Source organism: Pseudomonas sp. A6 (genome assembly GCF_052367875.1).
Classification (GTDB): Bacteria; Pseudomonadota; Gammaproteobacteria; order Pseudomonadales; family Pseudomonadaceae; genus Pseudomonas; species Pseudomonas citronellolis.
The window spans coordinates 5256444-5269171 of the sequence record NZ_CP198970.1 but is presented as its reverse complement, the minus strand read 5'-3'; the positions used below and the strand labels follow the sequence as shown (position 1 = coordinate 5269171).

At 67.4% G+C, this 12728-nt stretch carries 11 protein-coding genes; 5 read left to right on the top strand and 6 right to left on the bottom strand.

Annotated features, from left to right (window positions below; genetic code table 11):
• The first annotated feature begins 184 nt into the window (after positions 1-184).
• The gene (locus tag ACTWJ5_RS23060; protein WP_009623592.1) at positions 185-634 is read left to right on the top strand and encodes a YcgN family cysteine cluster protein; all 450 of its coding nucleotides are present in this window, start codon (positions 185-187) and stop codon (positions 632-634) included.
• 779 nt (positions 635-1413) lie between these two features.
• Here ACTWJ5_RS23060 and ACTWJ5_RS23055 read toward each other — a convergent pair.
• Both ACTWJ5_RS23055 and ACTWJ5_RS23050 read right to left on the bottom strand, forming a co-directional pair.
• Complete coding sequence (locus ACTWJ5_RS23055; RefSeq protein ID WP_074977226.1) at positions 1414-1779, bottom strand: CPCC family cysteine-rich protein; 366 nt, start codon at positions 1777-1779, stop codon at positions 1414-1416.
• Positions 1779-3839: a S9 family peptidase gene (locus ACTWJ5_RS23050; protein WP_116423169.1), complete on the bottom strand. Its 2061-nt coding sequence runs from the start codon at positions 3837-3839 to the stop codon at positions 1779-1781. The genes ACTWJ5_RS23055 and ACTWJ5_RS23050 overlap by 1 nt, the downstream gene beginning before the upstream one ends.
• A 98-nt stretch (positions 3840-3937) precedes the next feature.
• On the opposite strand from ACTWJ5_RS23050, the gene ACTWJ5_RS23045 reads away from it, so the two are divergent.
• From ACTWJ5_RS23045 to ACTWJ5_RS23035, 3 genes are all read left to right on the top strand, one after another.
• Entirely contained in the window at positions 3938-4414 is a 477-nt protein-coding gene (locus tag ACTWJ5_RS23045) for an MFS transporter (RefSeq protein WP_074977223.1), read from the top strand.
• 171 nt (positions 4415-4585) lie between these two features.
• Positions 4586-5359 (top strand): class II glutamine amidotransferase, encoded by a 774-nt coding sequence (locus ACTWJ5_RS23040; protein ID WP_074977221.1) that lies wholly within the window; start codon positions 4586-4588, stop codon positions 5357-5359.
• A 13-nt stretch (positions 5360-5372) separates the two neighbouring features.
• Complete coding sequence (locus ACTWJ5_RS23035) at positions 5373-5897, top strand: DUF2937 family protein (RefSeq protein ID WP_009623586.1); 525 nt, start codon at positions 5373-5375, stop codon at positions 5895-5897.
• A 129-nt stretch (positions 5898-6026) separates the two neighbouring features.
• Here ACTWJ5_RS23035 and ACTWJ5_RS23030 read toward each other — a convergent pair whose 3' ends face one another.
• A complete protein-coding gene (locus ACTWJ5_RS23030; protein WP_444436632.1) occupies positions 6027-6656 on the bottom strand; it encodes a cysteine hydrolase family protein in 630 nt (209 codons plus the stop codon).
• Between the two features lie 121 nt (positions 6657-6777).
• On the opposite strand from ACTWJ5_RS23030, the gene ACTWJ5_RS23025 reads away from it, so the two are divergent.
• The gene (locus tag ACTWJ5_RS23025) at positions 6778-7731 is read left to right on the top strand and encodes a GlxA family transcriptional regulator (protein WP_444436631.1); all 954 of its coding nucleotides are present in this window, start codon (positions 6778-6780) and stop codon (positions 7729-7731) included.
• A gap of 650 nt (positions 7732-8381) precedes the next feature.
• Here the strand turns inward: ACTWJ5_RS23025 and aceK are convergent.
• From aceK to cysK, 3 genes are all read right to left on the bottom strand, one after another.
• A complete protein-coding gene (gene aceK, locus ACTWJ5_RS23020) occupies positions 8382-10115 on the bottom strand; it encodes a bifunctional isocitrate dehydrogenase kinase/phosphatase (RefSeq protein ID WP_436410240.1) in 1734 nt (577 codons plus the stop codon).
• 125 nt (positions 10116-10240) lie between these two features.
• A complete protein-coding gene (locus ACTWJ5_RS23015) occupies positions 10241-11338 on the bottom strand; it encodes a polyamine ABC transporter substrate-binding protein (RefSeq protein WP_074977211.1) in 1098 nt (365 codons plus the stop codon).
• 173 nt (positions 11339-11511) lie between these two features.
• Complete coding sequence (gene cysK, locus ACTWJ5_RS23010; RefSeq protein WP_074977209.1) at positions 11512-12486, bottom strand: cysteine synthase A; 975 nt, start codon at positions 12484-12486, stop codon at positions 11512-11514.
• Between the last annotated feature and the right edge of the window lie 242 nt (positions 12487-12728).

The window sequence follows — 12728 nt, the reverse complement described above, 5'->3', positions numbered from 1 at the left end:
TGCCGTGGACGGCTGGGCATCGCGGATCGTGGGTGAAGCGGCGGCCCGCTCGGGCCTGATGGTGGGGGAAAACTACCCAGCCGCGCGGCCCCTGGCAAGCGCTCCGGTGGTCACCTGCGCTTGGCCGGCGCGGCGCCTGGGCATAGACTTGGCGCCCCCGTGAAAAGCCCCACCTAGAAAAACGATGGCCGCCAAAGTCGAACCCTTCTGGAAACGCAAGACCCTCGAACAGCTCGATCAGCAAGAGTGGGAGTCGCTGTGCGACGGCTGCGGCCTGTGCTGCCTGCAGAAGCTCGAGGACGAGGACGACGGCACCGTCTACTACACGCGCATCGCCTGCAAGCTGCTGGACCTGAAGACCTGCCGCTGCACCGACTACGCCAACCGCCGTGCCAGCGTGCCCGACTGCATCCAGCTCACCCCGGCCCAGGCCGACGAGTTCCGCTGGCTGCCGCCGACCTGCGGCTACCGCCTGGTGGCCGAGGGCAAGGACCTGCCGTTGTGGCATCACCTGGTCTGTGGTGATCCCGATGCGGTGCATCATGAGCGGATTTCGCAGTCGGGGCGGATGCTCAGTGAGACTGTGGTGGCTGAGGATGACTGGGAAGAGCATCTGATCTTCCGGGCGGGGTGATGGGCCGGGACGGGGATTGGTTATTGTAGGAGCGAGCTTGCTCGCGAATGGCATTTCCCGGCTGCATTGGTGTTTCGGGGTTACTCCGCTCCCTCTCCCCAGCCCTCTCCCTGAAGGGAGAGGGGGGCTGTCCTGAGCGGCCTGGAAGTCCGGCACCATCCTTCCACCCCGTCATTCCCGCGAATGCGGGAATCCAGTGACTGCGGGGTTCGCGAGCAAGCTCGCTCCTACGAAAAGCAAACGCGCGCCCGCGTTTGCTCTTGGACTTCCAGAGAAATATCCGAGCGCACCGGAACGCCCCTTCAGAAGGCCGAGCGAAACCGGCGCTCAGGAGGTCATGCGACATGGATGTCGCGAGAGCCCCGCGGGCTACAGGGACGTACCCTCGGGGCGGGCCTCCGTGGCGGGGGAGTTCGTGAGGGTAGCCCGGCTTCATCGGGCCCGTATGTCGGGGCAAGCCTTTTTGGTTCCTTTTGTGGCGTTTGACAAAAGGGACTCGCCCGAGGGGGCGAAACAAGAAACATCCGAGCACTCGGAGCGACGCGCCACACCAAACCCCAAAGTCTCTGGGTTCCCGCGTTCGCGGGAATGACGAGGTGAGGTTAGGCGTTTCAGGATGACTCAGGATTTTCCTCCCGCTCCGAACGGCCCCCTCTCCCTTCAGGGAGAGGGTTGGGGAGAGGGCGCTCTTAAATAGGGAAACGATGCAGACAGCAACACACCGAACTGGCTCTTTTTTCCCGCAACATTGGCTCGGGGCCAGACAGACTCTACGTCACCTAACGCCCACTCGGCACCGGTCGCAACCAGTAGCAGGCTTCCTCCCCAGCCACCAGCGGGCCGCCGCTGTCTTCTTCCAGGCTCGGGTAGTCCGCCCGGCGTTGCCACAGGGCGAACCAGCGTTCGTCCTTCTCGTCCTCGATGGTCGGCGGCCGCACCTGCTCGCGGAAGCGCCTTTCGCAGGCGCCCCACTGCACGTAGTTCACCTGCGCCTCGATCAGGCTGACCGCGTTGGCGCCGCCGCGGGCGTCGGGGAAGCACAGTTGCAGCAGGTCGTCTTCCCAGAAGCAGATCGGGCAGATTTCATACGAGCCCGGCGCGTCGGCGAAGCTGAAGTGGCCGCAGCACGGGCAGGTGTAGAGCATCAGGCCGCCTCCAGCAGGCCCAGCACCTTGAGCACGAAGGCGTATTCCAGGGCCACGTCCTTCAGCCCCTGGTAGCGCCCGCTCATGCCGCCGTGGCCGGCGCCCAGGTCGGTCTTGAGCAGCAGCAGGTTGTCGTCGGTCTTGCTGGCGCGCAGCTTGGCCACCCACTTGGCCGCTTCCCAGTACTGCACGCGGCTGTCGTTGTAGCCGGCCACCACCAGCAGCGCCGGGTAGTCCTGGGCGCAGACGTTTTCGTAGGGCGCGTAGGCGCGGATGCGCTCGTACACCTCGTGCTCCTGCGGGTTGCCCCACTCGTCGTACTCGGTGACGGTCAGCGGCAGGTCCGGGTCGAGCATGGTGTTGAGCACGTCGACGAAGGGCACCTCGGCGATGCACGCGGCGAACTGCTGCGGGCGCTGGTTGAGCACCGCGCCCATCAGCAGGCCGCCGGCGCTGCCGCCGCTGATCACGGTCTGCTGCGGCGTGCTGTAGCCCTCGGCGCAGAGGTGCTCGGCGCAGGCGATGAAGTCGCTGAAGCTGTTCTGCTTGTTGGCCAGCTTGCCGGCGCGGTACCAGGCCTCGCCCAGTTCGCCGCCGCCGCGCACGTGGGCGATGGCGAAGACGAAGCCGCGCTCCAGCAGGCTCAGGCGGGCGTGGGAGAACCAGGGATCGAGGCTCGCCCCGTAGGCGCCGTAGCCGTACAGGTAGAGCGGCGCCGGGCGGCCGGCGGCGATGCCCTGCAGCACCTCGCGGCGCGCCACCAGGCTGATCGGCACCTGCACGCCGTCGACGCTGGCGGCCCAGAGCCGGCGGCTTTCGTAGGCGTCGGCGTCGAAGGGGCCTTCCACCGGGGTTTCCTTGAGCACCTGCTGGGCGCCGTCGAGCAGGCCCAGCTGGCGGATCTGCGCCGGGCGGTTGAGCGCCTCGTAGCGCAGGCGGATGACCGGACTGTGGAATTCCAGGCTGTCCTGCACGTACAGGTTGTAGGCCGCGTCCGGCAGCTCCACGCGGCGCGGCGCCTGGCCGGCGGCATGGACCTCGACGATCGGCAGGCCGCCCTCGCGCAGGCTGAGGGTGAAGGCGTCCTGGTTGAGGGTGATGTCTTCGAGCATCACGCTGTCGCGGTGGGCGATCAGCTCGCGCCAGTGCTCGCGGTCGGGCGCCGCTTCGCTGGCGCTGTAGAGGGCGAAGTTGATGCCGCTCTGGTTGCTGCGGATGAACCAGGTCCACTCATTGTCCAGACGGCCGTGGTCGACGTGATACTCGTGATCTTCCTGGCGCGGGGCGATGCAGCGGAATTCGCCGCGCGGCTGTTCGGCGTCCAGCACCCAGGCCTCGCTGGTGGTCTTGCTGCCCAGCAGCAGCACCAGCTGGCGTTCGGAGCTGGCGCGGTAGCAGTGCAGGAAGAAGCGCCCGTCGCGCTCCTCGAACACCTGCTCGGCGCCGGGCTCGCCCAGGGTGTGGCGGTACAGCTTGTGCGGGCGGTGGGTGTCGTCCAGCTCGCCGAAGAACAGCGTGCGGCTGTCGTTGGCCCAGGTCATGCTGCCGTCGCAGTCGTCGAAGGGCAGTTCCTCCACGGCGCCGCTGGCCAGGTCCTTGACGTACAGGCGGTAGATCTCGTCGCCGCTGGTGTCCAGGCTGTAGGCCAGGCGCGAGTGGTCGGGGCTGATGCTGAAGGCGCCGAGGGAGAGGAAGCCGCCGGCGGCCAGCTCGTTGGGGTCCAGCAGCAGTTGCTCGGCGCTTTCGTCCACGCTCAGCGAGTCGTCGGCCGGGCGCGGGCAGCGGTAGTGGCGCGGGTACTCGTCGCCGGCGGTGGTGCGCTGGTAGTACAGCCACGGGCCCCAGGGCGAGGGCAGTGACAGGTCGGTCTCGCGGATGCGCCCCTTGATCTCCTGGAACAGCTGTTCGCGCAGTTCGGCCTGGCCGGCCAGTTCGGTTTCGAGGTAGGCGTTCTCCGCCTTGAGGTAGTCGAGCACTTCGGCGCTGTCGCGCTGCTGCAGCCAGGCGTAGGGATCGGCGGCGGCTTCGCGGTGGGCGACGGGGGGCTGGCGGTCGGTCATGGCGGCTCCTTGGCGGGGCAGGGGTGACACCCGGCTGCGCACCCGTGGGGAAAAGCGGCTATCATAAGCCCCCTTCCGCCGCCATCGCACGCACGCGCATGAACGAACACGATTATCAACTCGCCTGGGGCGTCTACCTGTTCGCCGCTTTCGGACTCCTGGTCGTCTGGTTCCTGATGACCGGCTGGATGTGGCGCTGGCTGCGCGAACCGCTGCGGGTGATCGTGCTCGTGCTGTTGTTCACCCCGACGCCGGTTGACCCGGCCAACAACGAATACGCCCCGGCCATCGCCATCACCGCGCTGGACGTGTTGTTCAAGGTGGGCAACAACGCCTGGCGCGCCGTGTCCGACCTGGCCCTGGTGCTGCTGGCGGCCTTCGTCGTGTACCTGATCTTCGTCGCCGTGCGCTGGCCCATCGAGCGCGCCGCGCGCAACCGCCGCCAGCGCGCCGAGGCGGAGGACGAGCCGACCATGCGCCAGCTCATGCAGCCGCAGCTGATGCCCGACGTGGACGACAGCCGCGCCGACGAGCGCAACGGCAACCGCGGCATGCGCATCGAGCCGCGCCTCTGAGCGACCCCGGCGCCGCCCTTGCGCGGCGCCCGCCCGGCGTTCAGCATGGCGGCATAGCCGTAGCGGAACGAGCCCGATGCAGCCCAAGACCTTCACGCCAGGCCGGCGCCTGATTTCCCTTTTCACTTTCCACCGCGTGCCGGGCGACCGCCTGCCACAGGAGCGCTGACCATGTGCGAACTGCTCGGCATGAGCGCCAACGTCCCCACCGACATCGTCTTCAGCTTCACCGGCCTGATGCAGCGCGGCGGCGGCACCGGCCCGCACCGCGATGGCTGGGGCATCGCCTTCTACGAGGGGCGCGGCGTGCGCCTGTTCCAGGACCCGAGCGCCAGCGTCGAGTCGGAGGTGGCGCGCCTGGTGCAGCGCTACCCGATCAAGAGCGAGACGGTGATCGGCCACATCCGCCAGGCCAACGTCGGCAAGGTCTGCCTGTCCAACACCCACCCCTTCGTGCGCGAGTTGGGCGGGCGCTACTGGACCTTCGCGCACAACGGCCAACTGGCCGACTTCGCTCCGCCGCCGGGGCTGTACCGGCCGGTGGGCGACACCGACAGCGAGGCGGCCTTCTGCGACCTGCTCAACCGCGTGCGCCGGGCCTTCCCCGAGCCGGTGCCGGTGGAGGTGCTGCTGCCGACGCTGGTCTCCGCCTGCGCCGAGTACCGGCAGAAGGGCGTGTTCAACTGCCTGCTGAGCGACGGTGATTGGTTGTTCACCTTCTGCTCCAGCAAGCTGGCGTACATTACCCGCCGCGCGCCCTTCGGCCCGGCGCGGCTGAAGGATGCCGACCTGACCGTGGACTTCCAGTCCGAGACCACGCCCAACGACGTGGTCACGGTGATCGCCACCGAGCCGCTGACCGACAACGAGCACTGGTCGGTGCAGCAGAGCGGCGAGTGGATGCTCTGGTGGCGCGGCGAGATTCTCGACCAGGGCCGCGTCTGAGAGGGGGACTCCCATGTTGCGCAGCTACATCCGCCTGGTGCTTTTCGCCCTCGGCCTGCTGGTCGGGGTGCAGGTGCCGGGTTTCATCAAGGACTATTCGATCCGCGTCGACGCCCACCGCCAGGAAGCCCTGCAGGCCCTGGAGGGCTACCGCAACACCGCCGGGCAGTACTTCCAGGGTGACCTCGACGCCCTGGTGGCGCACTACCGCGGCAGCCCGGACCCGGTGTTCCAGCGCGATGGCGACAACGTCGAACGCCTGCTGCGCCGCGCCAAGCTGTTCGACAACGAATGGCAGGCCCTGCAGGGCCCCTGGTACGCCCGCGCCTGGCACCTGCTGAGCGCGCCGAACCGCGAGCTGCTGCAGGAGACCCTCGACGGCTACAGCTACCAGGTGGTGCTGGCGCCGGAGGCCATCGGCTGGGCCCTGGGCGGCGGTTTGCTGCTGGCCTGGATCGTCGAGCTGCTGATCGTTTCGGTCGGCGCGCTGGCGGGGTTGGGCGACAACCGCAACGTTGCGCGGCGGCATTGGAGCTGAGGGCCGGTTGGACTCCGTGCGGGACGGGGAGGGCGGTCAGGCGGCGTATAACCGCGAGCGGTTATACGCCCTACGCCAGGAGTGAGCTTTGCGTAGGGCGGATAACGTTCGACGTTATCCGCCGTTTTCCTAACCGCGGGCGTTGATGGCGCGCTGGTTGGAGGCGTAGATGTTGTCGCGCTCCAGGGCCTTGCCGCTTGCCACTGCCGCCAGCCAGTCGGCGGTGCTGGCCACCGCGGCGAACGACGAATGCAGCACCACGTTGAACACCCGGTGGATTTCCTCGGCAGTGGCCGCGCCCGCGGCGTTGGCGTAGGGCAGCGAGCCGCTGGCGTCGTCGAGGAATTCCACCTGCCAGCCTTCGTGGGCGGCCTGGCGGGCGGTGGAGTCGTCGCAGTTATGCGTCATGTAGCCGACCAGCGTCAGGGTGTCGACGCCGCGCTCGCGCAGCCAGTCGCCCAGCCCGGTGCCGCTGAGGGCGCTGGCCTTGCTCTTGTCCAGCAGCAGGTCGCGGGGGCGTTCGGCCACCTGCGGGTGCAGTTCCACGCCGTGGCTGCCGGGGGCGAAGATGGGCGCGCCGGCCGGGGCCAGGTGACGCACCACCACCACCGGGATGCCGGCGGCGTGGGCGGCGTCCATGGCGCGCAGGATGTTGGGCAGCGAGTCGCCGACCGGCGGGTATTCGATGCGCAGGTTGCCGCTGAAGTACTCGTTCTGCACGTCGATGACGATCAGGGCGCGTTTCGGGGCGTTGATCATGCTGGGTGTCTCCGCTGGAGTGGGGATGGGGCTATTCTGCGCAGGGGCCGACGGTCGGCGTGAGTGGCCCGCAAGACAGCTTTCGCTAGAATCGGGCCAAAGCCTTGCCCGGATGATGTCCATGGAAACCCATCGCGTGGCCGTGGTGGCCTTCGACCAGATCAGCCCCTTCCACCTCTCGGTGCCCTGTCTGGTGTTCGGCGAGGGCGACCCGGGCGGCTCGCGCACGCGCTTCGAATTGCAGGTCTGCGCTGCCGAGCCGGGGCCGCTGAGCACCACGGCCGGTTTTGTCATCGATACGCGCCACGGCCTGGAGGCGCTGGAAACCGCCGATACCCTGATAGTGCCGAGCTGGCGCGAGCCGGCGGAGCGCCCGCCGCAGGCCCTGCTCGACGCCCTGGTGGCTGCGCATGCGCGCGGCGCGCAGCTGGTGGGCCTGTGCCTGGGCGCCTTCGTCCTGGCCGAGGCTGGTCTGCTCGATGGCCGCCGGGCCACCACCCACTGGCTGTGGGCAGACTATTTCACCCAGCGTTATCCCCAGGTGCGGGTGGAGCCGGACGTGCTCTACGTCGACGATGGCCCGATCCTCACCTCCGCCGGCACCGTGGCCGGCATCGACTGCTGTCTGCACCTGCTGCGCCAGCGCTGCGGCGCCGGCCTGAGCAACCAGCAGGCCCGCCGCCTGGTGGTGGCGCCGCACCGCCAGGGCGGCCAGGCCCAGTTCATCGAACAGCCGCTGCCGGCCACGGCGCGGGACAACCGCCTCTCCGGCCTGCTCGACTGGGTACGCGAACGCCTCGACCAGCCCCACGACCTGGACAGCCTGGCTGAACGCGCGCTGATGAGCCGGCGCAGCTTCAGCCGGCACTTCCGCCAGCTCACCGGCAGCACCCTGGGCGACTGGCTGCGCGGCGAACGCCTGGCCCTGGCGCAGCGACTGCTGGAGTCCACCGAACAGCCGATCCCGGAGGTGGCGGCGCTGGCGGGGTTTGGTTCGGTGGCTTCGTTGCGGCAGCATTTCAGTGTGGCACTGGGGGTGTCGCCGAGTGCCTATCGGCAGGCGTTTCGGGGGTGAGCGGGGGCTCCGGCTTTTGTAGGAGCGAGCTTGCTCGCGAACAGTGGTTACCGGTGGCTGCGGTGTTGGGGGTAAGAGCTCCCTCTCCCCAGCCCTCTCCCTGAAGGGAGAGGGGGCTGTCCTGAGTGAGGGGAGAATCCTGAGTCATCCTGATACTCCTAACCCCGCCCCGTCATTCCCGCGAACGCGGGAAACCAGTGACGGGCGGTTCGCGAGCAAGCTCGCTCCTACGAAAAGCAAAAGCAAAAGCAAAAGCGCGTTTGCTCTTGGACTTCCAGAGGAACATCCGCGCGCACCGGAGTGCCCCTTCAGAAGGCCGAGCGAAACCCCCGCTCAGGAGGTCATGCGACATGGATGTCGCGAGAGCCCCGCGGGCTACAGGGACGTACCCTCGGGGCGGGCCTCCGTGGCGGGGGAATTCGTGAGGGTAGCCCGACTCCGTCGGGCCCGTATGCGGGGCAAGCCTTTTTGGTTCCTTTTGTGGCGTTTGACAAAAGGGACTCGCCCGAGGGGGCGAAACAAAAAACATCCGAGCACGCCGAAGCGGCGCAAACACACCCAAACAAGAAGGCAGCTGGGTTCCCGCGTTCGCGGGAATGACGGGGGTGAGAATCGGAGCACGGAATAAAGGTTCGCGAGCAAGCTCGCTCCTACTCCTCCAACACCTTCTCCGGCAACTCATTACGCCGATAAGGAAACACGTCTATCACTTTGCCCGCCCGTATCTGCGCCTGCAGCCCCTTCCAGTAATCCGCGTCATAGAGATCGCCATGCAACTTGGCGAACAACCGACGCAGCTTCAGATCGACGAACAGGAAACGCGGAAACTCCTCGGGAAACACATCCATCGGCCCCACCGAGTACCAGGGCTCGGAGGACATCTCGTCCTCCTCGTAGCGCGGCGGCGGGATGTGGCGGAAGTTCACCTCGGTGAGGTAGCTGATCTCGTCGTAGTCGTAGAACACCACGCGGCCGTGACGGGTGACGCCGAAGTTCTTCAGCAGCATGTCGCCGGGGAAGATGTTCGCCGCCGCCAGCTGCTTGATGGCCAGGCCGTAGTCGTACAGCGCCTCGTGCACCTGGGCCTCGGTGGCGTGCTCCAGGTAGAGGTTCAGCGGGGTCATGCGGCGCTCGGTCCAGCAATGGCGGATCAGCACCACGTCGCCCTCCATCACCACGGTGGAAGGCGCCACCTGCAGCAGTTCGGCCAGGCACTCGGGCTCGAACTTGGCCACCGGGAAGCGGAAGTCGGCGAACTGCTGGGTGTCGGCCAGGCGGCCGACGCGGTCGTGGTTCTTCACCAGCTGATATTTTTGTACCACGGTGGCATGGTCCACGGTCTTGGCCGGGTTGAAGTTGTCCTTGATGATCTTGAACACGGTGTTGAAGCCGGGCAGGGTGAACACGCTCATCACCATGCCGCGCACCCCGGGGGCCATGACGAAGCGGTCGTCGGTGCTCGCCAGGTGGTTGATCAGCGCGCGGTAGAACTCGCTCTTGCCCTGCTTGTAGAAGCCGATGGAGGTGTACAGCTCGGCGATGTGCTTGCCCGGCAGCAGGCGCTTGAGGAAGGCCACCAGCTCCGCCGGCACCGGCACGTCGACCATGAAGTAGGAGCGGGTGAAGGAGAAGATGATCGACACCTCCGCCTCGTCGGTGATCACGGTGTCGAAGCGGATGCCGCGGCCCTCGCGGTGGATCAGCGGGAACACCAGCGGCCACTGCTCGTCGGGGGTGAACAGGCGACCCACCAGGTAGGCGCCCTTGTTGCGGTAGAACACCGAGCCGATCAGCTCCAGGGCCAGCTCCGGGTCCTTGCACACCCAGTCCGGCAGGTTGCTGTGCAGCAGGGCGTCCAGCCGCGCCAGGTCGCCTTCGGCGTCCTCGTAGGGCACCTGGAAGCGGTAGTCGGCGAAGATCTGCTGCAGCGCCTGGCGCAGGTTGCCCCGGGGCCGGTAGACGCGGGTATGCGGGTCGCGCGCATGGGGCCGCAGCGACGGCCGCGTGGTGTGCACGAACATGGTGCCGTCGCTGATGTTGTCGTGGCTGAACAGGCCGCAGAAGATCGAGTTGAACCAGGTTTCCGCCAGCTCGTCGTCGTTGCGCGGATCGATCAGGGCGATGTAGGCGCTCTTGATCAGCGGCCAGCGCTCCACGTCCAGCAACTCCGCGGGGCTGAACCTGCTGCCGACCCGCGCCACCGTCTCGGCGACCTTCTCCTCGTAGAGGTCGATGCGCTCGGCCGAGGTCCGCTGGATCTCCTGCCACTGCGCCTGCTCGAAGCGCGCCTGGGCGCCGTCGGTGATCTGCTTGAAGCGCTCGCGGTAGACGTCGAAGCCGTCGAGGATGGTCTGCGCGATCTGGGCATGGCTCATGGGGCGCATCTCGTTCATGGGATGTGCAGCGAGCTTAGCCAGACTCCGGGGGCGGCGAAAGCGACACGGCCGACCGGCCGGTCAGGAAGCGGGGGCGTCGCCGCCCCCGTTCGTTCAGTACGTCGTGCGGGGGATTACTTGCCGGTCTTGACGTTGGTCCAGATGCGCGTGCGCAGGCGGTCGATCTTCATCGGCATGGATTGCAGGGCGAACAGCTTGGCCATCTTGTCCTGCGGCGGGTAGATCGCCGGGTCGGCCTTGATCGCCGCGTCCACCAGCGGCTCGGAGGCCAGGTTGCCGTTGGCGTAGTGCACGTAGTTGCTGATGCCGGCCATCACCTCCGGGCGCAGCAGGTAGTTCATGAAGGCGTAGGCGGCCTTCTCGTCGGGCGCGTCGGCCGGCATGGCGATCATGTCGAACCACAGCGGCGAGCCTTCCTTGGGCGTGGAGTAGTGGATCTCGATGCCGTTCTTGGCTTCCTTGGCGCGGGTGGCGGCCTGCAGGATGTCGCCGGAGAAGCCGACGGCCACGCAGATGTTGCCGTTGGCCAGGTCGCTGACGTACTTCGAGGAGTGGAAGTAGGCGATGTACGGGCGCACCTTGAGCAGCGCTTCCTCGGCCTTCTTGTAGTCCTCGGGGTTCTGGCTGTGGTGCGGCAGGCCCAGGTAGTTCAGGGCGATGGGCAGCAGCTCGGGGCCGTTGTCCAGCACCGCCACGCCGCACTTGGCCAGCTTCTGCATGTACTCGGGCTTGAAGAACAGGTCCCAGGAATCGACCGGTGCGTCTGCGCCCAGCACTTCCTTGACCTTGGCCGGGTTGTAGCCGATGCCGGTGGTGCCCCACAGGTAGGGGAAGCCGTACTGGTTGCCCGGGTCGTTGACCTCCAGCGCCTTCATCAGCACCGGGTTGAGGTTCTTCCAGTTGGGCAGCTGGCTCTTGTCCAGCTTCTTCAGCGCGCCGGCCTGGATCTGCTTGGCCATGAAGTGGTTGGAGGGCGCCACGATGTCGTAGCCGGACTTGCCGGTCATCAGCTTGCCGTCCAGCGTCTCGTTGCTGTCGTAGACGTCGTAGGTGGTCTGGATGCCGGTTTCCTTGCTGAAGTTGGCGACGGTGTCGGGGGCGATGTAGTCGGACCAGTTGTAGATCTTCAGGGACTCGGCCTGGGCGCCGGCGGCGACGCCCAGGGTGAGGGAAAGCGCTAGGGCACTGGACAGCGGTGCGGTCGTTTTCATTGTTGTTTCCTGACGGCAAACGGTAGTGGCGCGGCCGGGGTGGGGCCGCGGCTGCTCAAGGAATAACCGGATTGCCGGAGGATTTGGAGGGGGCGCGGTTGCCCGCGGGTCCGCAGACAGTGGCAAAGGGCCGCCGCGCGGGGCGCCGCCCCGCAGTGGGGCGGCGCGGGGGCTTACTGCACCATTTCCTGTTCTTCGAACACGCCTTCGAAGAGCATGCTCGACAGGTAGCGCTCGGCCGAGTCGGGCAGGATGACCACGATGGTCTTGCCCTGCATCGCCGGTTCCTCGGCCAGGCGCACGGCGGCGACCATGGCGGCGCCGCTGGAGATGCCGCAGAGCACGCCTTCCTCCTGCATCAGGCGCAGGGCCATGCTGCGGGCCTCGTCGTCGCCGACCAGCTCGACGCGGTCGACCATGGCCAGGTCGAGGTTCTTCGGCACGAAGCCGGCGCCGATGCCCTGGATCTTGTGCGGCGAGGGCTTGACCTCTTCGCCGGCGAGGGTCTGGCTGATCACCGGCGAGCTGGTCGGCTCCACGGCCACCGAGAGGATCGGCTTGCCCTTGGTGTTCTTGATGAAGCGCGACACGCCGGTGAGGGTGCCGCCGGTGCCGACGCCGGCCACCAGCACGTCCACCGCGCCGTCGGTGTCGTTCCAGATTTCCGGGCCGGTGGTCTTCTCGTGGATCGCCGGGTTGGCCGGGTTGTCGAACTGCGCCGGCATGAAGTACTGGGCCGGGTCGCTGGCCACCAGCTCCTCGGCCTTGGCGATGGCGCCCTTCATGCCCTTGGCCGGCTCGGTGAGGACCAGCTCGGCGCCGAGGGCCTTGAGCACCTTGCGCCGCTCCAGGCTCATGGAGGCGGGCATGGTCAGCACCAGCTTGTAGCCGCGCGCGGCGGCGACGAAGGCCAGGCCGATGCCGGTGTTGCCCGAGGTCGGCTCGACGATGGTCATGCCCGGCTTCAGGCGGCCGCTGGACTCGGCATCCCAGATCATGTTGGCGCCGATGCGGCACTTCACCGAGTAGCCGGGGTTGCGGCCCTCGATCTTGGCCAGGATGGTGACGCCGCGCGGGGCCAGGCGGTTGATCTGGACCAGCGGCGTGTTGCCGATGGACTGCGCGTTGTCTGCGAAGATGCGGCTCATGATGGGTGTCCTTGTGGATCGATGCTGACCCACCAGCCTATTCCCCGGCGCCCTGGCCGTAAAGCTGCGAAACCGTCGGAAAGGTCGGCTCCAGGGCAGCGGCGTCGGTGAGAGGGTGGTGCGCGGTCGACGTCGTTCGACGAATGGACGAGTGGCTGCGCATTCAGTGACTGAATGCCATGCCTGCGTTCACAGTCGACGGAGCTGCGCGGTATAGTCGCAGTCTGTCTCCCAGTTCCTAC